10 protein-coding genes and 4 pseudogenes are annotated in these 25,877 nt (G+C 67.8%); 3 read left to right on the top strand and 11 right to left on the bottom strand.

Features of this window, described 5'->3' with window-relative positions:
- Positions 1–2 precede the first annotated feature (2 nt).
- The 11 genes and pseudogenes from L6444_RS15475 to argC form a co-directional block, all read right to left on the bottom strand.
- Positions 3–6,230, bottom strand: a pseudogene (locus tag L6444_RS15475) (SDR family NAD(P)-dependent oxidoreductase); the annotation flags it as partial.
- 3 nt (positions 6,231–6,233) lie between these two features.
- Complete coding sequence (locus tag L6444_RS15480; RefSeq protein ID WP_236975114.1) at positions 6,234–12,530, bottom strand: type I polyketide synthase; 6,297 nt, start codon at positions 12,528–12,530, stop codon at positions 6,234–6,236.
- 30 nt (positions 12,531–12,560) lie between these two features.
- A complete protein-coding gene (locus L6444_RS15485; protein ID WP_236975116.1) occupies positions 12,561–13,622 on the bottom strand; it encodes a type III polyketide synthase in 1,062 nt (353 codons plus the stop codon).
- A 122-nt stretch (positions 13,623–13,744) separates the two neighbouring features.
- Positions 13,745–15,156: pseudogene (argH, locus tag L6444_RS15490) on the bottom strand (argininosuccinate lyase).
- 25 nt (positions 15,157–15,181) lie between these two features.
- Entirely contained in the window at positions 15,182–16,381 is a 1,200-nt protein-coding gene (locus L6444_RS15495) for an argininosuccinate synthase (protein ID WP_236975118.1), read from the bottom strand.
- Between the two features lie 39 nt (positions 16,382–16,420).
- Positions 16,421–16,933, bottom strand: coding sequence for an arginine repressor (locus L6444_RS15500; protein WP_236975120.1), 513 nt, complete (start codon positions 16,931–16,933; stop codon positions 16,421–16,423).
- Positions 16,930–17,858, bottom strand: a pseudogene (gene argF, locus L6444_RS15505) (ornithine carbamoyltransferase). The gene L6444_RS15500 and the pseudogene argF overlap by 4 nt, the downstream one beginning before the upstream one ends.
- Positions 17,855–19,053 (bottom strand): annotated as a pseudogene (locus tag L6444_RS15510) (acetylornithine transaminase). The pseudogenes argF and L6444_RS15510 overlap by 4 nt, the downstream one beginning before the upstream one ends.
- A complete protein-coding gene (argB, locus tag L6444_RS15515) occupies positions 19,050–19,937 on the bottom strand; it encodes an acetylglutamate kinase (RefSeq protein ID WP_236975122.1) in 888 nt (295 codons plus the stop codon). Before argB ends, L6444_RS15510 begins: the two are co-directional and overlap by 4 nt.
- Complete coding sequence (argJ, locus tag L6444_RS15520) at positions 19,934–21,148, bottom strand: bifunctional glutamate N-acetyltransferase/amino-acid acetyltransferase ArgJ (protein ID WP_236975131.1); 1,215 nt, start codon at positions 21,146–21,148, stop codon at positions 19,934–19,936. The genes argB and argJ overlap by 4 nt, the downstream gene beginning before the upstream one ends.
- Positions 21,145–22,188, bottom strand: coding sequence for an N-acetyl-gamma-glutamyl-phosphate reductase (argC, locus tag L6444_RS15525; RefSeq protein ID WP_236975133.1), 1,044 nt, complete (start codon positions 22,186–22,188; stop codon positions 21,145–21,147). The genes argJ and argC overlap by 4 nt, the downstream gene beginning before the upstream one ends.
- A 370-nt stretch (positions 22,189–22,558) precedes the next feature.
- Between argC and L6444_RS15530 the strand changes: the two genes are divergently transcribed.
- Genes L6444_RS15530 through L6444_RS15540 form a run of 3 tightly spaced genes read left to right on the top strand, consistent with a single transcriptional unit; the run spans position 22,559 to position 25,874 of the window.
- The gene (locus L6444_RS15530) at positions 22,559–23,824 is read left to right on the top strand and encodes a PE family protein (protein ID WP_236975135.1); all 1,266 of its coding nucleotides are present in this window, start codon (positions 22,559–22,561) and stop codon (positions 23,822–23,824) included.
- Positions 23,821–24,900 (top strand): hypothetical protein, encoded by a 1,080-nt coding sequence (locus L6444_RS15535; protein ID WP_236975137.1) that lies wholly within the window; start codon positions 23,821–23,823, stop codon positions 24,898–24,900. Before L6444_RS15530 ends, L6444_RS15535 begins: the two co-directional genes overlap by 4 nt.
- A 26-nt stretch (positions 24,901–24,926) precedes the next feature.
- The gene (locus tag L6444_RS15540) at positions 24,927–25,874 is read left to right on the top strand and encodes a hypothetical protein (protein ID WP_236975147.1); all 948 of its coding nucleotides are present in this window, start codon (positions 24,927–24,929) and stop codon (positions 25,872–25,874) included.
- Positions 25,875–25,877 lie beyond the last annotated feature (3 nt).

Below are 25,877 nucleotides of genomic sequence, written 5' to 3' on the forward strand. Positions count from 1 at the left end.
CCGAGGTCGTCGATCAGGGCGCGCAGCCGGTCGGTGAGCTGGTTCTTCTCCTCGGCCGTCCAGTCCGGTCGATGGATGAGCAGGTCCAGTTCGCGGGTGAGGTCCTCGACGCGGTCCGGCTTCGCGAACTGCTCTGCCGCCGGTGGCGCGTTGGAGTCGAGTTCACTGGCGAGGTGTTCGGCCAGCGCAGCCGGTGTCGGGTAGTCGAAGATCAGGGTCGGCGAAAGTGTCAGTCCGGTGGCGGTTTTGAGCCGGTTGCGCAGTTCGACTGCGGTCAGGGAGTCGAAGCCGAGCTCTTGAAAAGCCTTGTCCGGCTCGATGTCCACGGCGGTGGAGTGCCCCAACACGGTGGCGGCGCTGCCGGATATCAGCTCGGTGAGTTCCCGCTGCCGCTGCTCCGGCTGCAGCGCGTACAGACGTGTTATGAGGCCTGTCGTGGCCACTGCGCGGTCAGTGGTCTCGATGACGCGGCGGGTACGGCGGGTGGCCAATTCGCGCCATAGCGGCGGTAAGTCGGTGTCAGCGGTCAGTGCAGTGGTGTCCAGCCTCGCCGCGACGGCCACGGGCCGGTCGGCAAGGAGGGCGGCATCAAGCAGATCCAGTGCCTGCCCAGTGGGCAGCGGCGATAATCCGACCTGCTTCATCCGGGCCAGGTCGCGGCCGCCGAGGTGGCGGGTCATCGCGCTTTCCTGCTCCCACAGACCCCAGGCGATCGACAGGCCGCTCAGGCCCTGCTGGCGGCGATAACCGGCCAGGGCGTCCAGGAAGGCGTTGGCGGCGGCATAGTTGCCCTGACCGGGGCTGCCCGCGATTCCGGCCAGCGACGAGAACATCACGAACACAGCGGGATTCGTCCCGCTGGTCAACTCGTGCAGGTTCCACGCCCCGTCGACCTTGACCCGCAGCACCTCGTCCAGCCGCTGCGGGGTCAACGATGTGATCACCGTGTCGTCGAGGATTCCGGCGGCATGGAAAACCCCTTTGAGGGGGAACTCGGCTGGTATCCGTGCCAGGAGCGTAGCCGCTTCGGCACGGTCGGCGATATCGCACTGCGCGAGAGTAACTCGCGCTCCGGCCTGCTCGATTTCCGCCGTCAGATCAGCCGCCCCCGCGGCCTGTCCACCCGAGCGGCTGACCAAGACCAGGTGGGCGACGCCGTAGTGGGCCACCAGGTGGCGGGCCACCGCCGCACCGGCCATCCCGGTGCCGCCGGTGATCAGCACGCTGCCACCGGCCAACGGGGACTGCGCCCCGGCTGGGCCGTCCGGGCCGGAGGGCAGGGTGAGCACCACCTTGCCGACATGACGAGCCTGGCTGACGAAGCGGTAAGCCTGCCGGGCGCTGCGAACGTCAAACGCTCTGACCGGCAAGGGTTTCACCGCGCCGGCGTGCAGCAGGTCCAGCAAGTCGGCAAGCATCGCGGCGATGCGGTCGGGTCCCGCCTCCATCAGGTCGAACGCTCGGTAGGCGACGCCTCCGTACCGGGCGGCGACGGATTCAGGTTCGCGGATATCGGTCTTGCCCATCTCGATGAATCGCCCGCCCGGCGCCATCAGCCGCAGCGACGCGTCGGTGAATTCGCCCGCCAGCGAGTTGAGCACGACATCCATCCCCGTCCCGCCGGTGGCGGCCGCGAACCGCGTCTCGAACTCCAGGGATCGGGAATCGCCGATGTGAGCGTCGTCGAAATCCAACGTGCGCAACACATCCCACTTGCCGCGACTGGCTGTGACGAACACCTCGCAGCCCCAGTGCCGGGCCAGCTGCACGGCAGCCATGCCGACCCCGCCCGTGGCCGCATGCACCAACACCCGCTCACCGGCCTTGAGCCCGGCCAACTCGCGCAAACCATACAGGGCCGTCAGGAACACCACCGGAACCCCGGCGGCCGTGTCCATCGACCAGCCGGCCGGAACCGCGACCACCATCCGTTGATCAACCACGGCTTCGGGCGACACCACACCCAACAGGCCCAACACCGTGTCGCCGACGGACAATCCGGTCACCCCGGGACCGACCTCGACGACGACTCCGGCGCCCTCGGCACCCAGCTGACCGCCGCCGGGATACATGCCCAGTGCCACCAGTACATCCCGGAAGTTCACGCCCACCGCACAGACGGCGACGCGCACCTGTCCGGACCCCAAATCGAGCGGCTCACTGTGCAATGCGGCGACGTCGTCGAGGGTGCCGCCGTCGCCGACACCCAACCGCCACAAGCCATCCGGCAACGTCAGCACCGACGATTCGTCGGCCCGGACCAGCCTGGGGCCGTAAACCACACCCGACCGAACCGCCAATTGCGGCTCCGCACAACGCAACGCGTCCTCGATCGCCACCGAGCCATCGGTGTCCACCAGCACCAATCGGCCCGGATGCTCGGCCTGCGCGGACCGCACCAACCCCCAAACCGCGGCACCGGCCAGGTCGACGATGTCCTCCCCACCCGCCGACACCGCTCCGCGAGTCACCGCGGCCAGCTCGCCCGGTCCGTCGCCAGTCAGGTGTTTCTGCACCGCTTCCAAAGCCTGGTGGACGGCAGCCGACACGGTCACCGGATCCGACTCCCATACGGTCAGATCGGCGGGAGCGGCAACGACGTCGCGTTCCGACGGCGACCACACCACCTCGAGCAACCCGCTCGCCGAAGCCGCGCCCGACGAGATCGCCGCCGACAGCGCCTGCGCGGATACCGGGCGCACCACCAATTCCCGCACCGACAGGACCGGCAATCCCGACGAATCCGCGAGCTCCACCGACACCGAGCCGCCGCCGGTGGGCGCTATCCGAACCCGCAGCCGGGTGGCACCCGTGGCGTCCAACGACACGCCCTGCCACGAGAACGGCAGGGCCAAGGGGCCGTCGCCCGCAATCAAGATCCAGGTGTGCAGGGCGGCATCCAGCAGGGCCGGATGGATTCCGAACCCTGCCACGCTCACGCCGTGGGGCGCCGCCAACTCGGCGTACACCTCGCGCCCTCGCCGCCACGCCGACCGCACGCCCTGAAACGCCGGCCCGTATCGGTAGCCCCGCCCGGCCAACTGCTCGTAGACCGCCGACACATCCACCGCCGCGGCCCCGACCGGCGGCCACGACGACAAATCGGCGCCACTTCGGATGCCACCCGCCCGCAACGTCCCCTCGGCGTGCAGCACCCACGAATCACTCTCTCCCGCAGCGGAATAGACCCAGACGCTGTGCCGCCCGGAATCGTCGGCGGCGCCGAGCAGCACCTGTATCCGCAACCCACCCGTCGCCGGCAACGCCATCGGCGCCAGCAGCGTCAATTCCTCGATCACCGGTGCACCCACCTGGTCGCCGGCGCGCAGCACCAACTCCGCGAAACCGGCTCCCGGAAACAGCGCAACCCCGCTGACCACATGATCGGACAGCCAGCCCTGGGTAGCGGTCGAGAGCCAACCGGTCAAAATCACGCCGCCGCCATCGGCTCGCTGCACCGCCGCACCCAGCAGTGGGTGGCCGATACCGGACAGCCCGGCGGCGCGCAACGATGTGGGTCCCACGCCCAGGTCGGTCAACCAGAAATGCTTGCGGTCAAAGGCGTACGTGGGCAATGCCACGATCTGTGCGTCCGATCCCGCGAACGTCTCGCGCCAGTCCAACCGCAGGCCCGAAGTGAACAACTCCGCAAGCGCGCCGTACAGCGATTCGACTTCGGGGCGACCCTTGGTCAGCATCGCCGTCGCCACCGACGGTCCCGCGACGGACTGCTCGATCAGGGCCGCCAATCCGCCGTTAGGGCCAACCTCGAGGAACACCCCGGCCCCCAACGATTCGGCGCATTGCACACTGTCGGCAAAGCGCACCGGCTTACGCACATGGTCAGCCCAGTAGGACGGCGAACCGTAGCCGGCGCCGGCAAGTTGCCCGGTGACATTGGACACCAACCTGATTCGCGGTTCACTGGCGGTCACGTCGGCGAGAAGCTCGCGAAACTCCGGGATCATCGGCTCCATCAGGGCCGAGTGGAAGGCGTGCGACACCGCCAACCGGCGCACCCGCCGGCCGGCCAGCCGATCGACCGCCGCGGCCACCGCCTGCTGCGCTCCGGAAAGCACCACGGAACCAGCGGCGTTCACGGCAGCGATGCTCACCTCGTCGCCGAGCAACGCAGCTGCCTCCGCCTCGCCCACCGTGACCGAAACCATCACCCCACCGGCCGGCAACCCTGCCATCAACCGGCCGCGGGCAGCGACCAGGCGGGCCGCGTCGTCCAGCGACAGCACCCCGGCCACCTGGGCCGCGGCGATCTCGCCTACCGAATGGCCGAGCACCAGGTCGGGAACTACACCCCAGGACTGCAACAACGCGGCCAACGCCACTTCGACGGCGAACAGCGCCGGCTGGGCAAACTCGGTGCTCTCCAGCAACGCCGCGTCGGTGCCGAAGGCCACCTGCCGCAGCGGCTTGCGCAGGTGCCGATCCAGTGCACCGGCGGCCTCGTCGAATGCGTTGGCGAACAACGGGAATCGCCGATAAAGGTCGCGCCCCATACCCAGGTACTGCGCACCTTGGCCGGGGAATACGAACACCGTCTTGCCCAGCGCCCGGGTGCGCCCGGCCGCCACACCGGTCGCCGGTTCGCCGGCCGCCAGCATCTGCAGCGCATCCTGAAAACGCCGACGATCGGCGGCCACCACCACGGCGCGGTGCTCGAACACCGACCGGGTGCTGGCCAGCGACCAACCGACATCCAGCGGCCGCACACCGGCGTCCGCGTTCAACCGGGCCAGCAGGCGTCCCGCCTGGTTCGCCAGCGCGGCAGCCGAACGCGCCGACAACACCCACGGGACGGCGCCGGTAAAAGGCTGCGGTGCAACATTTTCCGCGGGTGGACCTTGTTCGATGATCACGTGCGCGTTGGTGCCGCTGATCCCGAACGCCGACACACCCGCCCGGCGCGGGCGGCCCGGCTCGGGCCAGGGCCGCGGTTCGGTCAGGAGCGACACCGCGCCCGCCGACCAATCCACGTGCGGGGTGGGCACATCGACATGCAGCGTCTTGGGCAGCACGCCATGCTGCATGGCCAGGACCATCTTGATCAACCCCGCCGCACCCGCCGCCGCGGAAGTGTGGCCGATATTGGACTTGATCGACCCCAGCCACAGCGGCTCGGCGCGGTCGCGCCCATAGGTCGCCAGGATCGCCTGCGCCTCAATCGGATCGCCCAGCCGGGTGCCCGTCCCATGACCTTCGACCGCATCCACATCAGCCGGGGTCAGACCCGCACTGGCCAGGGCCGCCCGGATCACCCGCTGCTGTGCGGGACCGTTGGGTGCGGTCAGGCCGTTCGACGCGCCGTCCTGGTTGACCGCCGAACCCCGCACCACCGCCAACACCGGATGCCCCAACCGCTCTGCGTCGGCCAGTCGTTCGACCACGAGCACCCCGGCACCCTCGGACCATGACGTGCCGTCAGCGGCACCCGCGTACGCCTTACACCGCCCGTCGGCGGCAAGCGCCCGCTGGCGGCTGAACTCCACGAACGCCGCCGGTGTGGCCATCACGGTGACCCCGCCGACCAGCGCCAGGTCGCACTCGCCGTGACGCAACGACTGCACCGCCAGGTGCAGTGCCACCAGTGACGAAGAGCACGCCGTATCCAGCGACACCGCGGGGCCCTCCAGGCCCAGGACATACGCCACCCGGCCCGAAGTCACGCTCGGCGTCGAACCGGTGAGTCCGTAGCCCTCCAACTCCCCTTTGACCTCACCGCCGTAGCCGGCGTGAATTACCCCGGCGAACACGCCGGTCGCCGAGCCCCGCAAGGTGCCCGGATCGATCCCGGTGCGCTCCAACGCTTCCCAGGAAACTTCCAGCATCACGCGCTGCTGAGGGTCCATCGCCAGCGATTCGTTGGGGCCGATGCCGAAGAAACCGGCGTCGAAATCGCCGGCATCCCGCAGGAAGTTGCCGCGTCGGGTGTAGGTCTTGCCGGGTGCGTCGGGATCCGGGTCGTACATGCCGTCGATATCCCAGCCCCGATCCGTCGGGAAGTCCGAGACGGCGTCGCGACCGTCGATCAGCATGTCCCACAATGCTTCTGGCGAATCCACCCCGCCTGGATACCGGCACGCCATGCCCACCACAGCGACCGGTTCGGACAACCGGCCCTCCAGTTCCGACAGCCGCCGCCGGGTGCGCCGTAGATCGGCGGTGAGACGTTTGAGGTACTCGACGTGTCTGGTGGTGTCCGGGCCCTGGTCCATGGTCTAGGAGCCCAGTTCTTCGTCGAGGATGGCGAACAGCTGGCTTTCGCTGGCCGCGGCGAGGTCGTCGTCGATGAGCAGGTCGCTCGCGCCGGCCAGCTCAGCCTGGATGGTGTGCAGTCGGTTCGACAGCTGTGCCCGCTGCTCCGGGGTCCAGTCCGCTCGATTGATCAGAGCCTCCAATTCAGCGGCGATGTCATTGAACCGGGCCACCGGATCGCCGTGCTCGGTAGGGGCAGCCAGCCGGATGTCAAGGTGTTCGGCCAGGACGGTGGGACTGGGATAGTCGAAGATCAGGGTGGGTGAAAGGGTCAGGCCGGTCGCAGTTTTGAGCCGGTTGCGCAGTTCCACCGCGGTCAGCGAATCGAAACCGAGGTCCTGGAAGGCACGCTGGGCGCTGATGTCGGTGCTGCTGGACCGGCCCAGCACAGTGGCGGCGTTGCGGCACACCATATCCACCAGTTCGCGGTGTCGCTGCTCGGCGTCGAGACCCCGCAGTCGCGCCGCGAGACCGGTACTGGCATAGCCGGATTCCGCGTCGGCGGTGACACGGCGCACCGGGCGGCGGACCAGGTCGTGCAGCAGCGGCGGGGCGTCTTCAGTGAGCGCGGACGCGTCGAGGCGGGTAGCCACCACGACGCCGGGATCGGTGGCCAGCGCCGTGTCGAACAACGCCAGCGCCTGCTCGGTTCCCAGCGTGGCCAATCCGGCCCGCCCCATCCGCGCCTTGTCGCGGTCACCGAGGTGGCGGGTCATTGCGCTCGCCTCTTCCCACAGTCCCCACGCGAGAGACAGCCCGGGCCGGCCCTGGGAACGACGGTGGGTCACCAGGGCGTCCAAGAAGCTGTTGGCCGCCGCGTAATTCCCCTGCCCGGGCGTGCCGAGGATGCCGGCCAGGGACGAAAACACCACGAACGCCGACAGGCCGAGATCCCGGGTCAGCTCATGCAGATTCCATGCGCCGTGAACCTTGGCCCGCAGCACCGCGTCGATCCGGTCCGGCGTCAATGATCCGATCAGTCCGTCGTCCAGCACGCCGGCAGCGTGGATCACCGCCTTGAGCGGAAACCTCTCGGGAACCGTGGCGAGCAACTCCGCGACGGAGTCGGGATCGGCCACGTCAGCGGCCACCACCGAAACCCGAGCGCCGACGTTGTGCAACTCCTCCACCAACTTCGAAAAACCTGGTGCGCGAGCGCCCGAACGGCTCACCAGCAGCAGATGAGGAACTCGGTGCCGGGTGACGAGGTGGCGGGCCAGCGCGGCGCCGGCCATCCCGGTACCACCGGTGATCAAAACGGTGCCGTCGGCGAGGCCGGTGGCGGCCGGTAACGTCAGGACCACTTTGCCGATGTGCCGGGCCTGGCTGACATAGCGATATGCTTGCCGCACCGCGCGCAGGTCAAATGTCTTGACCGGCAACGGCGTCACGGTTCCGACCTGCACCAGCGCCATCAATTCGGCCAGCATATGCGCGGTCTGGTCAGGGCCGGCCTCGATGAGGTCGAACGCCCGGTATCGGATGCCGCGCTCCGCCAGGGGCTCCGGGTCACGCAGGTCGGTCTTGCCCATCTCGATAAATCGTCCGCCGTGCACCAGCAGGCGCAGCGATGCGTCGATGAACTCGCCGGCCAGCGAGTTCAGGATCAGATCCACCCCGGCGCCGGCCGCACCGGCGCGGAAGGTGGTCTCGAAATCCAGGCTGCGGGAGTCGCCGATGTGATCGTCATCGAAACCCATCGCGCGCAACGTGTCCCATTTACCGCGGCTGGCGGTGGCGAACACCTCGCAACCCCAATGGCGTGCCAACTGCACCGCGGCCATGCCGACCCCGCCGGTCGCCGCGTGCACCAACACCCGCTCGCCCGCTTTCACCTGGCCAAGCACCGACAACCCGTACCACGCGGTCAGGAACGCCACCGGGAATCCGGCGGCCTGCGCAGCCGACCAACCCGCCGGGACGCGGGTCACCAACCGGCGGTCGACGACCGCCTCGGGGCCCGCCACACCCAACAACCCCAGTACCGTGTCGCCTGCGGCAAGATCCGAGACACCCGGTCCCACTTCGACGACGACGCCGGCTCCCTCGACACCCAACTCGCCACCACCGGGGTACATGCCCAGCGCCACCAGCACATCCCGGAAGTTCACCCCCACCGCGGCCACCGCGACTCGCAGCTGCCCGGTAGCCAGCTCGGCACGGGCGCAGCTACCCACCTGCACGTCCTCGAGCGTGCCGCCACCGCCCACGACCAAGCGCCAGCCCGAATCCGCTTCGGGCAGAGCCAGTTCCGACTCCGCCGGTTTGAGCCGCGGCTGGTATGCCGCACCCCGGCGGATCACCAATTGCGGCTCACCACAGGCGATTACGCTCCTGATGTCGAGGGACCCGTCGGAATCCAACAGGACTACCCGATCCGGATGCTCGGCCTGTGCCGAACGCACCAGGCCCCATACGGCCGCGCCGGGCAGATCGGTGACATCCTCGCCACCCAGTGCCACCGCACCGCGGGTCACGACCGCCAGGACACCGTCCTGCGCACCGCCCAGCCACGACTGCAGCACCGCCAGCGCCGCGTGCGTGGCCGAGCTGACCGCCCGGCACGTGTCACCGTCATCGGAAGGCAACTGCCACAACGTCACCGGCGTGTCGCTGCCGGCCACCGGACCGACGGGTGACCACCCGACCTCGAACAGGCCGGCGTCGCCAACCAGGCCGCTGCCGGCCGCCGCCGATATCGAGTCGGCTGCCGGGCAAAGTCGAGTTCCCCGCACCGTCATGACCGGCAGGCCGGTGGCGTCGGCCAGTTCCATCGACAGCGCACCGCCGCCGGCGCGGCTCAGCCGGACCCGCAGCCGGGTGGCGCCCGCAGCGTGCAGCGCCACGCGTTGCCAGGCGAAGGGCAACACCGTCCCATCGTGTGTTCCGGCGACTCCCCACGCGTGCAGCGCGGCGTCCAGGAGCGCCGGATGAATTCCGAATCCGGTTGCAGTCAAACCGGTTTCCTCCGCGAGCACAACCTCGGCGTAGAGGTCGTCGCCGGACTGCCACATCGCGCGTAAACCGCGGAACGCCGGGCCGTACTCGTATCCCCCGGCGGCCAGCCGATCGTACGCACCGCTCAACTCGACCGCCTGCGCGTCCGGCGGCGGCCAGGAAGACAGGTCTGCCTGCGGTTCCAGTCCGCCGGCCGCCAGCACGCCCTCGGCGTGCAGTTGCGGTTGCTCACCGAGGGAATACACGGCGAAGTCGTGGCGGCCCGATTTGTCCGCGGCGCTGACCACGACCTGTACCCGGGTCTCGCCGAGCAGCCTCAGCGGCGTCGACACGGTCAGTTCCTCGACCACCGGGCAGCCGACCTGGTCGCCGGCCCTGATCGCCAACTCTACGAATCCCGCACCCGGGAACAGCACCGTGCCGTTGACCGCATGATCGGCCAGCCACGGCTGCGCGGTCAGCGAGAGGCTGCCCGTCAACACCACACCGCCGGTGTCGGGCCGCTCGACGACCGCGCCGAGTAGTCCGTGCTCAGCGCTGACGATTCCGTCCCGGCGGGCGTCCCGGCCTGCCGATTCGGTAAGCCAGAATCGGCGCCGCGCGAACCCGTACGTCGGCAGCGCCACCTTGCGGGCGCCCTCGAAAACCGGCGACCAGTCGACGGCCACACCCGCCACGTGTGCCTGCGCCACCGAGAGCCAAAACCGTTGCAGCCCATCATCTGCACGACCCAGGGTGGGGATCACCACAGGCTGCGCGGACGGATGGTGCGCGACCACGGTTTCCTCCACCGCAGCGGCCAGCACCGGGTGCGGACTGGATTCGACGAACACCTGGTAACCCGCCTCGGCGGCGGCGCCCACGGCCGCCTCGAACAACACGGTCTGGCGGAGGCTTCGGTACCAATAATCGGCGTCAAGGCCCGCGGTGTCGACGAGTCCGCCGGTCACGGTGGAGAAGAACGCGATTGCCGACGATCGGGGCACGATCGAGGCGAGTGCCTCGGTGAGATCCGAACGGATGGCCTCGACCTGCCGGGAATGCGAGGCGTAGTCGACGTCGATCCGGCGGGCGCGGACACCGTCGGCGTCGCAGTACCGCAGCAATTCGTCGACGGCGGCGACGTCGCCGGACACGGCGACCGCCGAAACACCGTTGACGGCAGCGATACTCAACCGATCGCCCCACCGAGCCACCAACTGCTCGGCTGCTCGCGGTCCGACGGCGAGCGAAGCCATTCCGCCCTGCCCCGACAACCGCGCCAAGAGTCGGCTGCGCAGCGCCACCACTTTGGCCGCGTCGGACAGCGACAGGGCTCCCGCTACATAGGCCGCGGCGATCTCGCCCTGCGAATGCCCGATCACCGCATCGGGTTTGACGCCCAGCGAGCGCCACATCTCGGCCAGTGACACCATGACCGCCCACAGCACCGGCTGCACCACGTCCACCCGATCCAAGCCGGGTGCTCCGGGCTGGCCCCGCACCACGTCGATCAGCGACCACTCGACATGGGCCCGCAACGCCTCTTCGCATCGGCGCATCTGTTCGGCGAACACCGGTGCGCTGTCCAGCAGCGAAGCACCCATCCCGGGCCACTGCGAACCCTGTCCGGGGAACACGAACGCCGTCCTGCCGAGCGGGTGCGCCTGGCCCACTACCGCACCGGAACCCGGTTCACCGCAGGCCAGTCCAGCCAGCTCGGACAGCAATCGCCGCCGGTCGGCACCGACCACCACCGCGCGGTGCCCGAACAGGGACCGCGTGCTGGCCAGCGACCAGCCCACGTTCGGTCCGCTCAAGCCGTCGTCGGCGGCCACCCAATCCAGCAGCCGCTGTGCCTGATTGGTCAGCGCCACGCAGGATCGGGCCGACAACGGCCAAATCGTGGGTTTGTCAACACGTTTCGGGGCGTCCACCTCGACCGTTGGGGACTCTTCGAGGATCACGTGCGCATTGGTGCCGCTGATCCCGAACGACGACACCGCCGCCCGGCGCGGCCGCCCCGGCTCGGCCCACACTAGGGACCGCGTCAGCAACGACACCGCGCCCGCCGACCAATCCACGTGCGGCGTCGGCACATCCACGTGCAACGTCTTGGGCAGCACGCCGTGCCGCATCGCCAGCGCCATCTTCATGACCCCGGCCACGCCTGCCGCGGCCGAGGTATGACCCATGTTCGATTTGATCGAGCCCAGCCAGAGCGGCTCGGTGCGCCCCTGACCGTAGGTTGCCAAGATCGCCTGCGCCTCAATCGGATCCCCGAGCGTCGTCCCGGTCCCGTGGCCTTCGACCACATCCACGTCTGTCACGCTCAGTCGCGCATTGGCCAGTGCCGCGCGGATAACCCGTTGCTGGGCAGGGCCGTTCGGAGTGGCAAGACCGTTGGACGCACCGTCCTGGTTGACCGCCGAACCCCGCACCACCGCCAACACCGGATGCCCCAACCGCTGCGCGTCGGCCAGCCGTTCCACCACCAGCGCCCCGGCGCCCTCGGCGAATGCGGTCCCGTCGGCGGCGCCGGCGTAGGCCTTGCACCGGCCATCCGCCGAAAGCGCCCGCTGGCGGCTGAACTCGACGAACATGGCCGGGGTAGCCATCACCGTCACCCCACCAACCAAAGCCAGATCGCACTCCCCGGAACGCAGCGACTGCACCGCCAGGTGCAGTGCCACCAGCGACGACGAGCACGCGGTGTCCACCGACACCGCAGGCCCTTCCAGCCCCAGCACATAGGCGACCCGGCCCGAGGCCACACTCAGCGTCGAACCGCGCAACCCGTAACGTTCCAGGTCCCCTGGCACCCGCCCCTGGCCTCCGTAGGAGCCGTGGAACACACCGGCAAAGACGGCGGTCGACGAACCCCGCAGCGACAGGGGGTCAATCCCGGCCCGCTCCAACGCTTCCCAGGAGACCTCCAGCAGCAGGCGCTGCTGCGGATCCATCGCGAGAGCTTCGCTCGGGGCGATTCCGAAGAACTCGGCGTCGAATCCGGCGACGTCGTCGAGAAACCCGCCGTGGCGGGTGTAGGACTTGCCGATCGCATCCGGGTCGGCATCGAAGAGCCCAGCCAGGTCCCAGCCCCGATCGCTGGGAAAATCGGTGACCACGTCACGGCCCTCGGCCACCATCCGCCACAACAGATCCGGTGAGTCCACCCCGCCCGGATAGCGACAACCCATGCCCACCAACGCGATCGGCTCCGTGGCTCGGGCCAGGTAGTCCCGGTTCTCGCGCTTGAGTCGCTCATTCTCTTTGAGCGATCGCCGCAGGGCCGACACGAGTTCGTCGTGCGTGCTGCTCATACCGTGCCAGCCATCGAAGCGGTCAGCCCCTCAGTGCCAACGCAACAGCACCAGCTCGGAGCAGAAACCCGGGCCCATCGCGATCATCAGACCGGGGCTGCCGCTGGGCGGTGGTTTGGCGAGGGTGTCACGCAGCACGTGCAGCACCGACGCCGAGGACAGGTTGCCGATCTCGCCCAACGAGCGCCACGTCAACTCCAATGCCTCCGGCGGCAGATTCAAGGTCTCGGTGATGGCGTTGATGATCTTCGGCCCGCCCGGGTGCGTCACCCAGCCACCGATATCGGTGGTCTTCAGCCCGTGCGCAGCCAGGAACGAGGTGACGTCGTTGCCCAGGTGCTGCTCGACGACGTCAGCCAGGTCCTTGGACAGCACCAGTTCGAAACCGGCCGAGCCGACGTCGTACCCCATGGTGCGCAATGAGTCGGGATACAGGGTGCTGCGGGAATCGAGAATCGACGGGCCAGCCGCCTCGACCTGTTCGGCACGTCTGTCCCCCACCGCAATCACCGCGGCCGCACCGTCAGCAAACAGCGCGCTGCCCACCAGACCCGCTACCGAGGGCTTGTAACCCGGGAAGGTGAGCGAGCAGAGTTCGACCGAGACGAGGGCGGCGATGCCGTCGGGCGCTCCCTTGAGGTAGTCATGCAGCCGTGCCACGCCAGCCGCACCGGCTACGCAGCCCAGCCCGAACAACGGCACCCGGCGCACGTCGGGGCGCAGGCCGACCCGCCCGGCGATCCGGGCGTCCAGCGATGGCACCGCGAGGCCGGTGACCGTGGTGGTGATCAGCACGTCGAGGTCTTCGGGCCCAAGCCCGGCCTCGTCCAGCGCGCCCATCAGGGCCTCCACGCCCAGATCCACGGCCTTTTCCAGGAAGATGGTGTTCGCCTCGCCGAAGTCGCTGAGTTTCGGGTAGCGGTCCAGGGGCAGCACCAGGTGTCGGCTGTTCACCTTCGCGCTGGCATGCAGTTGCCGCACGATGTCCTCGTAACCCTCGAAATCGGGGATGCTGACGAAGGTGTCGGTCAATTCGCGCTGCGAGTAGCGATGCGGCGGCAAGGCTCCGCAGACGCCGGCGATGACGCTCATTGGTCCCACCCCTTTGATACGAACATCAAGGCCACATTGTTCACCAGGTTCGGTCGACCGACTCGCTGAAGCGTCGAAGTTTAATTGTTCCAGTTTGACCGGCAAAGGACGCCGACCGCGCCTCAGCGCCGCAGTTGGCTGCGTAATCGATCGGCTGCCGACCTCAGCGTGGCCAGCTGCCGGGCCACCTGACTCGGCGCCGTTCCGCCCCGGGCATCGCGGGACAACACCGACCCCTCGATGGTCAGCACGTCGCGGACGTCGGGGGTGAGCTGTGGGCTGATCGCGGCGAGCTCGTCGTCGGTCAGCTCCTGCAGCCCGATGCCGCGCTGTTCGGCGGCACGCACCGCGGCACCGGCGGCCTCGTGCGCGGACCGAAACGGAACACCTTGCCGCACAAGCCATTCGGCGATATCGGTGGCTAATGTGTAGCCGGCCGGCGCCAGCGCCGCCATCCGCTCCACATGGAAGGTCAGGCTGCCCACCAGCCCCGCCATCGCCGGCAGCACCAGCTCCAGCTGCGCCACCGAGTCGAACACCGGCTCCTTGTCTTCCTGCAGGTCACGGTTGTAGGCCAGGGGCTGGGCCTTCAGCGTGGCGAGCAGGCCGGCCAGGTTTCCGATCAGGCGGCCGGACTTGCCGCGGGCCAGTTCGGCGATATCAGGGTTCTTCTTCTGCGGCATGATCGAGCTGCCGGTCGACCACGAGTCGTGCAAGGTGACGTAGCCGAACTCCGTCGAACTCCAGATGATGATGTCCTCAGCCAGCCGGGACAGGTCGACGGCGATCATCGCGAACACGAATGCCGCCTCGGCGGCGAAGTCACGGGCCGCGGTCGCGTCCACCGAATTGTCCGCCGCGGCCGAAAAGCCCAGGTTCGCGGCTATCGCGTCGGGGTCCAGGCCCAACGACGAACCCGCCAGGGCACCCGAACCGTACGGGGAGATCGCCGCACGCTTATCGAAGTCGACGATCCGGTCCACGTCCCGCAACAACGGCTGGGCATGGGCGAGCAGGTGATGTGCCAGCAGGATCGGCTGCGCGGACTGCAGATGCGTCTTACCGGGCATGATCGCGTCGGGGTGGGCGGCAGCCTGGTCGGCCAGCGCGCCGATCAGGTCGAATACGCCGTCGGCGACCCGGCGCACCGCGTCGCGCAGCCACATCCGGAACAGGGTCGCGACCTGGTCGTTGCGGGAGCGTCCGGCCCGCAACCGGCCACCAGCTCCGGCCCGACGCGGTCGATCAGCCCGCGTTCCAGCGCGGCATGCACGTCCTCGTCGGTGACCAGCGGACCGAAACTGCCGTCGGCGACGTCCTCGGCCAGGCTGTCCAGCCCGGCCAGCAACCCGTCGCGCTGCTCCTCGGTGAGCAGCCCGGCCGCATACAGGACCACGGTGTGGGCGCGGGACGCGGTGATGTCGTAGGGCGCCAGCACCCAGTCGAAGTGGGTGGACTTGCTCAGCGCGGCGAGCGCGTCGGCGGGACCGCCGGCGAACCGGCCGCCCCACAGCGACCCTTCGTTGGTGCTCATTTCGGTTGGCCGAACCGATGGAGAGTCACCGCAGGTCCCGGCGGGCCGACAACTTCGACGACAACCCGTGCACGTAGACGAAACCCTTGGACATCGACTGGTCGAAGGTGTCGCCCTCGTCGTAGGTCGCCAGGTTGAAGTCGTACAGCGATTCGGGGCTGCGCCGGCCGTTGACCGCGATGTGGCCGCCGTGCAGGACCAGCCGGATCTCGCCGGTGACATGCTCCTGCGTCTTGGCGACGAAGCTCTCCAGGGCGACTTTCAGCGGCGAGTACCAGAGCCCGTCGTACACCAACTCCGCCCAGCGCTGATCGGTCTGGCGCTTGAACCGGCCCAACTCGCGCTCGAGGGTGACATGCTCGAGCTCGGTGTGCGCGGTGATGAGCACCATCGCGCCGGGCGCTTCGTAGATCTCGCGGCTCTTGATACCCACCAGCCGGTCCTCGACGACGTCGAGTCGCCCGACGCCCTGCGCGCCGGCCCGGCGATTGAGCTCGGTGATGGCCTGCAGCACCGACACCCGCTTGCCGTCGATGGCGACCGGCACGCCCTTCTCGAAGCCGACGATCACCTCGTCGGGGGGTGTTCCAGTTGACGGTCGGGTCCTCGGTGTAGTCGTAGACGTCCTTGGTGGGGGCGTTCCACAGGTGCTCGAGGAAACCCGTCTCCACCGCGCGACCCCACACACGTTCTGGTCGATGGAGAACGGCGAACGCTTGGTGACGTTGATCGGGATGCCGTTCTCCTCGGCGAAGGCGATGGCCTTCTCCCGCGTCCACGCGTAGTCGCGGACCGGCGCCAGCACCTCGAGATCCGGTGCCAGCGAAGCGAATCCGACCTCGAAGCGAACCTGGTCGTTGCCCTTACCGGTGCAGCCGTGCGAGACGATGCTGCCACCGTGCTCGCGGGCGGCGGCCACCAGATGCTTGACGATCAGCGGCCGGCTGATCGCCGACACCAACGGGTAGCGGTCCATGTACAACGCGTTGTTGAGGATGGTGGGCAGACAGTAGCCTTCGGCGAACTCGTCCCGGGCGTCGACGACGACAGCCTCCACGGCGCCGCAGTCCAACGCCCGTTGCCGGACGACCTCCATGTCCTCGCCGCCCTGACCGAGGTCGATCGCCACCGCGACGACCTCGCGGCCGGTCTCCTTGCCGATCCAGCTGATGGCCACCGAGGTGTCCAGACCGCCGGAATACGCCAGGATGACGCGTTCTGACATGAAAAGTTCTCCTTGTGCTCGGGGTAGCTGGTTTGGGGGCTACTTCAGGTCTTCTAAAGCTGTGGCCAGCTCCGCGCCGGTCATGGGCTCGCGAGCGGCCACGAACACCGTGTCATCACCGGCGATGGTGCCGACGACGTACGGTAACGCGGCCCGGTCGATTGCGCTGGCCAGATAGTGTGCCCCGCCGGGCGGGGTGCGCAGCACGGCGAGGTTTGCGCTGGCGTCGGTGGAGACCAGCAATTCGCCCAGCAGCCGGGACAGCCGGCCGGTGCCGCCGGCGACGCCGCGCACCGGGCTGCCGTCCTCGGGCACCACGTAGACGCCGACTCCGCCGTCGGCCCCGCGCAACTTGACCGCGCCGAGTTCCTCGAGATCACGCGACAGCGTCGCTTGGGTGACCTCGATGCCGTCGGCGGCCAGCCGGGCCGCCAACTCGCTCTGGCTGCGCACCGCTGCGGTGGACAGGATCGTGACGATGCGGGCCTGCCGGCCGGCACGGTTGCCGCTGATCTCAGGTGCCGCTTTGGCCCCGCCGTCGGCGCGTGTCATCGCGACCTTTCCAGCAGCCACACCAACAACGCCTTCTGGGCGTGCAGCCGGTTCTCGGCCTCGTCCCACACCGCACTGGCCGGGCCGTCCATCACCTCGTCGGTGATTTCGTCGCCGCGGTGCGCCGGAAGGCAGTGCAGCACAATGACTTCGGGATCGGCCAGCCTGAGCAGCCGCTGATTGACCTGGAACGGCCGGAACGGTTCGACGCGATCCAGGCCGTCGCCCTCCTGTCCCATCGACGTCCAGGTGTCGGTGACCAACACGTCGGCCCCGGCAGCGGACGCGTCGGGGTCGGTGGTCAGGGCGACCGAAGCGCCGGTCTGCTGGGCACGCCGCTCGGCCGCTGCCACCACACCCGGATCCGGTGTAAAGCCCTCTGGCGCAGCAACAGTGACGTGCATTCCCCGCGGTCACCCCACCCAGCATCAGGGAAGTGGGCCATGTTGTTGGCGCCGTCGCCGAGATAGGTCATCTTCAGGCCCTTGAGCGTGCCTTTGCGTTCAGCGATCGTCTGCAGATCGGCCAGCACCTGGCAGGGATGAAATTCATCGGAGAGGGCGTTGACCACGGGCACCGAACCGGCCGAGGCCATCGCGGTCAAACGGTCCTGTCCGAAGGTGCGCCACACGATGGCATCGACGAAGCGGGACAGCACCCTGGCGGTGTCCTCCAGGGTCTCGTCACGGCCGAGCTGGGTGCTGCGCCCGTCGACGACGACCGCGTGGCCGCCGAGTTGGGCGATGCCCATCTCGAAGGAAAACCGGGTGCGGGTGGAGTTCTTGTCGAAGATGACCGCGACCCCTCTCGGGCCCTCCAGCGGCCGACGGCTGAAGGGATTCTTCTTGAGTGCGGCAGCCAGTTCGAGGACCTCGGCTTGCTCGGCCGGGGTGAGGTCGTCGTCGCGCAGGAAGTGTCTGATCATGTGGCCGCCGCCGCATCGAGGATTCCCGGTAGCGCCGCGACGAAGCCGTCGAGTTGCGACTCGGCGACGATCAGCGGTGGAGCCAGCCGAATGACGTTGGGCGCGGCCGCATTAACCAGGTAGCCGGCGTCCCGGGCGGCCACCTCGGCGTCCTTAGCGCGCGGGGCGGTCAGCACGATGCCCTGCAGCAGTCCCCTGCCCCGCACGTAGTCGATCAGCGGATGACCCAGCGCTTCGATGCCGTGTTTGAGGGGATTTGCCCTTGACGTCGGCGCCGCGCACCAGGTCGTCGTCAGACAACACCTTCAGTACCGCCAACGCCGCCGCCGTGCACACCGGGTTGCCGCCGAAGGTACTGCCGTGCAGGCCGGGGGTGAACAGGTCCGCGGCCGGGCCGATCGCGATGGCCGCCCCGATCGGCAACCCGCCACCGAGACCCTTGGCCAGCGTCACCACGTCGGGGGGTGATTCCGTCGTGCTGGTGCGCGTAAAACGTCCCGGTGCGCCCCATCCCGGTCTGCACCTCGTCCAGAACCAGCAAAGCACCGTGCCGGGAGGTGATTTCGCGGGCCGCGGCGAGGTAGCCCTCGGGCGGAACGACGACCCCGCTCTCGCCCATGATCGGCTCCAGAAACACCGCGGCTGTTTCGTCGTCGACTGCCTTGTCGAGCGCGTAGGCGTCGCCGTACCGAACGTGGGTTACGTAGCCGGGCAGCGGTTCGAACGGCGCCTGTTTGGACGGCTGTCCGGTCAGCGCCAGTGAACCCATCGTGCGGCCGTGGAATGCTTCTTGTGCTGCAACGATTTTTGTCCGGCCGGTGAGCCGGGTCAGCTTGAAAGCCACCTCGTTCGCTTCGGTTCCGGAGTTGCAGAAAAAGACGCGCGCTTGAGTATCGACACCGAGCAGCGCCACGAGTTGCTCGGCCAAGGCGATGCCGGGCTCAGTGGCGTACAGGTTGGAAGTGTGGCCCAGCGTCGACATCTGCTGGGTGACGGCCTCGATCACCGCCGGGTGCCGGTGACCGAGCACATTGACCGCGATGCCACCGAGCAGGTCGACGTAGGTGTTGCCGTCTGCGTCGGTCACGACGGCTCCGACGCCGCTGACCAAGGCCAGCGGCGGCGTGCCGTAGTTGTTCATCATCACCGACTGCCAACGCTGCTGCAGTTCTTGAGTTTTGGTGGGGTGAGTCATACCGGCACCACTTTGGTTCCGGTCCCGGCATTGGTGAACAGCTCCACCAGCACGCAATGTTCGACCCGCCCGTCGATGACGTGCGCGCTGGGCACGCCGGCGGTGACGGCCCGCAGGCACGCCTCGACTTTGGGAATCATTCCCGTCTCCAGTCTGGGCAGCAGTTGCGCCAAAGTGGCCGTATCGATTTCGCTGACCAGCGAGGTGCGGTCGGGCCAACTGGTGTAGAGGCCTTCGACATCGGTGAGCATCAACAGCTTCTCGGCGCCCAAGGCTTCCGCCAGCGCCGCTGCTGCGGTATCGGCGTTGATGTTGTGCACTACGCCGTCGACGTCGGGCGCCAGCGTCGATACCACCGGAATACGGCGCGCTGCAATGAGATCCAAGACCGCAGCGGTGTTCACCAACTCGACATCGCCGACCAGACCGATGTCGGTGTCGACGCCGTCGACGGTGACGCTGCGCCGTACGGCGGTGAAAAGTTGCGCATCTTCGCCGGTGATGCCGACGGCGTACGGTCCGTGCGCGTTGATGAGGTTGACCAGCTCGCGACCCACCTGACCGAACAGCACCATTCGCGCGACGTCGAGCACTTCGGGCGTGGTCACCCGGAATCCGCCCTTGAAGTCGCCCTCGATACCCAGCCGGCGCAACATGGCGGTGATCTGCGGGCCACCCCCGTGCACGACAACCGGATGGATGCCGCAGTTGCGCAGAAACGCCATGTCCGCGGCGAACGCCCGGCGCAGCGACTCGTCGGTCATCGCGTGGCCACCATATTTGACGACGACGATCTTGCCGTGCAACTGCTTGAGCCATGGCAGCGCCTCGGCGAGCACTTGCGCCTTGACCTGGGTGGACAACGCATCCGTATTCGCGGTCATGAGCTGTACGCGGAATTCTCTTCGACGTAACCGTGCGACAGGTCGGTGGTCCGGACGGACGCCGCACCTTGCCCGACGGCCAGATCCACGACGATGTGGATGTCAGTGCCTGACAGATCCACTTCGCGTGCACCAGGGGCCCCGGCTCCGTCGGAGTACACGACGAAATCGTTGAACGAGACGGTGATTCGGTCGACCTCCATCGCGACGGGCGCCATTCCGACAGCCGCGAGCACCCGGCCCCAGTTCGGGTCGGACCCGAAAAGTGCGGTCTTCACCAGGCTGTCGCGAGCGATGACGCGTGCAGCGATCAGCGCATCATCTTCTGTGACAGCGCCTTTCACCGTTATCGTGACACGCTTGGTGACACCTTCGGCGTCCGCCTGCAACTGGGCGCATAGATCGTCACAGACCCGCAGCACGGCGTCGTCGAGATCCGTTTGGCTCGGCGCGATTTCACTGGCCCCCGATGCCAGCAACAAAACGGTGTCGTTGGTGGAGCAACTCCCGTCGACGTCGAGGCGGTCGAAGGTGCGTGCGGCCGCGCGCCGCAGCGCCTGGTCGAGCGCCGACGGTTCAGCGACGGCATCGGTGGTGATCACGCACAACATGGTGGCCAATGATGGCGCCAGCATCCCGGCACCTTTGGCCATACCGCCAACCGTCCAATTGTCTTTATGGTGCAGCGCAACCTGTTTGGGGACCGTATCGGTGGTCATGATGGCGTGCGCGGCCTCGTCGCCGCCGCTGAGACCCCCGTGCATCTCATGCACGAGATCGCTGACCCCGGCCAGCACCTTGTCCATTGGCAGCCGGTCGCCGATCAAGCCGGTGGAGCAAACGGCAACTTCGATTGCCCCAGTCTCGGTTCCCCAGTCCGACAACGCCGCAGCAACCGCCTCCGCGGTGGCATGGGTGTCCTGAAAGCCACCCGGTCCAGTACAGGCGTTTGCGCCGCCAGAATTGAGGATCACCGCACGCAACCGCCCGGTACTCAGCACCTGCTGGGTCCACAGCACCGGCGCGGCCTTGACTTTATTACGGGTGAAGACGCCAGCCGCGGCGTAATCAGGGCCCTCGTTGAAGACCATAGCCAGATCAGGCGCTCCGGACGCCTTGATACCAGCAGCAATACCTGCGGCGCGAAACCCCGCCGGCGCAGTGACCCCCTGAGCACGCACCAACCTTGTCGTGTCGACGATTTCGGTCATGGCGCGACTCCCACCACCGATAGCCCTGCCGTCTCGGACCAGTCGAGTGCGAGGTTCATCGACTGCACCGCTGCACCAGCCGTGCCCTTGACCAGGTTGTCGATCGCGGCGATCGCGACGAACGTTGCGGCGTCCTCGTCCACCGCGACCGCAATATGCGCCACGTTGCTGCCGATGACGGACCCGGTGCGCGGCAACTGCCCGTCCGGCATCAAATAGATGAAGGGCTCCGCGTCATACGCTTTTTCGTAGGCTGCTCGCAGCTGCGAGATCGACGCGCGAGTGCGCGCGGTGCAGGTGGCCAGGATGCCGCGCGATGCCGGGATCAGAACCGGCGTGAAGGACACCGTGACGTCGCGGTCGGTGACGGCCCGCAGACCTTGGGCGATCTCGGGGGTGTGCCGATGCACCCCACCTATGTTGTAGGCGCGGGCCGAGCCGATGATCTCGGAGCCGAGCAAGTCGGTTTTGGCCGCACGTCCGGCGCCGGACGTACCGCTGACCGCGACGACGTTGACCGCGGGCTCGATCAGGTCCTCGGCCACAGCGGGCAGCAGGGCCAGCAGCGCCGCGGTCGGATAGCAGCCAGGAACCGCTATGCGGCGCGCGGTGCGCAGCTTGTCCCGTCCGCCCGGCAACTCCGGCAGGCCGTAGGGCCAGCTTCCGGCGTGGGGCATGCCGTAGAAGCGCTCCCAGGCCGCAGCGTCGGTGAGGCGGAAGTCTGCGCCGCAGTCGATAACGAGCGTTTCCGGCCCGAGCTGTGCGGCAAGTGCCGCGGAATTCCCATGAGGCAAGGCCAGGAAAACCACGTCGTGGCCGGTGAGCACGGCTAGATCGGTGGGTTCGACGACGCGGTGCGCCAGGGGCACCAAGTGCGGGTGGTGCTCGCCCAGTATGGTTCCCGCACTCGCAGCGGCCGTCACCGCACCTATGGTCAGCCGACCCTCCGCGTAAGCCGGATGACCGAGCAACAGGCGGAGGATCTCGCCGCCCGCGTAGCCGCTGGCGCCGGCGACCGCCACACTGATTCCGTCGACCATCCGCAGATGGTTGCATGGTTATGCAGATTAATGCAAATTAATTCTCAGGTTTAGAACCCGGCCAGTCTGGCGATCACCAGACTGCCCAGGTTGGTGACCTGTCAACAGGACACGCCGACATGCGCGCAAAAATGCGCGTATTTGACGGCGCAGGTCGGGGAGCAGTTGCTCTCTGCCGCACTAGTTTTCGGCCTAAAGGTAGGACAGCGCCGGCTGAACAGACCCTAAGATTGCCGTCAAAATTTTCTTAGAGATATCGGGTTTAAGCCCTCCCCACGATGGGGACTTATTCGGCACGTGTTGCCTCGCTGACGATCGGGCGTCGTCGAGTCAAGAGCGTGTTCATTTGGGTCATCTTGGGGAGATGGACATGTCTGTTTTGATCGTGCCTGAAATCGTTGAGGCGGCTGCCGAGCAACTAGCCGGTATACGCACCACACTGGCCGACATCAGCACTGCGGCGCTGAGCGCTACCACCGAGGTAGCACCCGCCGCCGCAGACGAGGTGTCGGTGGCAATCGCCAAGTTATTCGGCACGTTCGGCAGCGAGTACCAGGCCATCAATGCCCAAGCAACCGCGTATCACGAAGATTTCGTTGCGCTGCTGACTCGGGGCGCCACAGCCTACGCAGCCGCGGAGGCACTCAACGTGTCCGCGTTGCTCGACCTCGGACAACTGGTTACCGCCTTCGAGATCGGCGTCGGCAACCTCGCAACGCAGTTCAGCGGTGCCCTCAACGCCGCATTCGGATTGGGCGGCATCGGCGGAAGTATCAGCGGCACAGGCTCATTGGGTCTCAACGCAGCGACCGCTTTGCGTGCACTCACCGCACTGCCCACCCTGGGAGCGGGACTTGCGCTGCAGACCGGCGGTGCACTCACGTCGGGGCTGGGCTCCGGTTTGGCTCAGGCGGGGCAGTTGATCACCAATGCCGGGGTTGCCCTCGGCAACGCGGGCGCCCTGCTGTCGGTCACCGGCGCCGGCCTGACCGCGCAAGGCAATGCGGCCCTCGAGGCTCTGCTGAGCGGGTCACTTGGCGCCACCTTGACCGCCAGCCTGACCGCCAACTTCAATGCGATGCTGCCCAGCCTGGCTGAACTCGGGCAAACCGGTGGGCTTTTGATTGCCAACATCTCTGCGGCCCTGGGCGCTCTGCCGACGCTGGGCGCCAACATTGCCGGGGCTTTCCAGGGTGGCCTGGACACACTGCTCAACCTGGCCGGCAATTTCACTTTGCCGCCGTTCACATTCCCGACGCTGCCGCCGTTTACGTTCCCGTCGTTGCCGAACCTGGGTGCGATCATCAGCGGGTCGATCGATGCGGGAATCAACGGCCTGGTCAACCTGGCCGGCAGCTTCACGCTGCCGCCATTTGCCCTGCCGCCCTTCACTTTCCCGACTCTGCCGCCGTTCACCTTGCCCAACATTGGTGGGGCGATCAATGCCGGTATCAGCGGGCTGGTCAACCTGGCAGCGCAGCTGCCGTCATTGACGTTGCCGCCGTTCACCTTCCCGAGCCTGCCCCGTTCACCCTGCCGCCGTTCACCCTGCCCAACATCGGCGGGGCCATCAACGCCGGTATCAGCGGGCTGGTCAACCTGGGCGCCAACCTGGCAGCCCAACTGCCGTCGTTGACGTTGCCGCCGTTCACCTTCCCCAGCCTGCCCCCGTTCACCCTGCCGCCGTTCACCCTGCCCAACATCGGTGGGGCCATCACCGGCGGTATCAACACCCTGATCAACCTCGGCGCCAACCTGGCAGCCCAACTACCGTCATTGACGTTGCCGCCGTTCACCTTCCCGACCCTGCCCCCGTTCACCCTGCCCTCGCTGCCCAACATTGGTGCGGTCATTGGTGGGTCGATCAACGCCGGGATCAACAGCCTGATCACCCTGGCCGGCAGTCTGCACCTGCCGCCGTTGACGTTGCCGCCGTTCACGCTGCCGACCCTGCCGCCGTTCACCCTGCCCAACATCGGCGGGGCGATCACCGGCGGCATCAACACGTTGGTCAACCTGGGCGCCACCCTGGCAGCGCAACTGCCCTCACTGACGTTGCCGCCGTTCACCTTCCCGACCCTGCCCCCCTTCACCTTCCCGACGCTGCCCGGACTGCCCGACCTGAGCCTGGCCATCAACGCAGCACTGTCGGGCAACCTGAGCCTGAGCCTCAACGGTTTGTCCGCGGCGCTAAGCGGTGCTATCTCCACCGGACTCAACGGGCTCAACGCCGCCATCAACGCCGCCTTCTCCGGTGGCCTACCGGCCCTGGGCGCCACCCTGACCGGCGCCTTCAACGGCGGCCTGAACACCTTGATCCAGCTCGGTCAAACCCTGGCCGGCAGCTTCACCCTGCCGCCGATCACCCTCCCGAGCCTGCCGCCGTTCACCCTGCCCAACATCGGTGGAGCGATCACCGGCGGTATCAACACCCTGATCAACCTCGGCACCAACCTGGCAGCCCAACTACCGTCATTGACGTTGCCGCCGTTCACCTTCCCGACCCTGCCCCCCTTCACCCTGCCACCGTTCAGCCTGCCCAACATCGGAGGGGCGATCAACGCCGGTATCAGCGGGCTGGTCAACCTGGCAGCGCAGCTGCCGTCATTGACGTTGCCGCCGTTCACCTTCCCGACCCTGCCCCCGTTCACCCTGCCGCCGTTCACCCTGCCCAACATCGGCGGGGCCATCACCGGCGGCATCAACACCTGATCAACCTGGCGGCGCAACTGCCGTCATTGACGTTGCCGCCGTTCACCTTCCCGAGCCTGCCCCCGTTCACCCTGCCGCCGTTCACCCTGCCCAACATCGGCGGGGCCATCAACGCCGGTATCAGCGGGCTGGTCAACCTGGGCGCCAACCTGGCAGCGCAGCTGCCGTCGTTGACGTTGCCGCCGTTCACCTTCCCCAGCCTGCCCCCGTTCACCCTGCCGCCGTTCACCCTGCCCAACATCGGTGGGGCCATCACCGGCGGTATCAACACCCTGATCAACCTCGGCGCCAACCTGGCAGCCCAACTACCGTCATTGACGTTGCCGCCGTTCACCTTCCCGACCCTGCCCCCGTTCACCCTGCCCTCGCTGCCCAACATTGGTGCGGTCATTGGTGGGTCGATCAACGCCGGGATCAACAGCCTGATCACCCTGGCCGGCAGTCTGCACCTGCCGCCGTTGACGTTGCCGCCGTTCACGCTGCCGACCCTGCCGCCGTTCACCCTGCCCAACATCGGCGGGGCGATCACCGGCGGCATCAACACGTTGGTCAACCTGGGCGCCACCCTGGCAGCGCAACTGCCCTCACTGACGTTGCCGCCGTTCACCTTCCCGACCCTGCCCCCCTTCACCTTCCCGACGCTGCCCGGACTGCCCGACCTGAGCCTGGCCATCAACGCAGCACTGTCGGGCAACCTGAGCCTGAGCCTCAACGGTTTGTCCGCGGCGCTAAGCGGTGCTATCTCCACCGGACTCAACGGGCTCAACGCCGCCATCAACGCCGCCTTCTCCGGTGGCCTACCGGCCCTGGGCGCCACCCTGACCGGCGCCTTCAACGGCGGCCTGAACACCTTGATCCAGCTCGGTCAAACCCTGGCCGGCAGCTTCACCCTGCCGCCGATCACCCTCCCGAGCCTGCCCCGTTCACCCTGCCCAACATCGGTGGAGCGATCACCGGCGGTATCAACACCCTGATCA

Source organism: Mycobacterium kiyosense, assembly GCA_021654635.1.
Taxonomy (GTDB): Bacteria; Actinomycetota; Actinomycetes; order Mycobacteriales; family Mycobacteriaceae; genus Mycobacterium; species Mycobacterium kiyosense.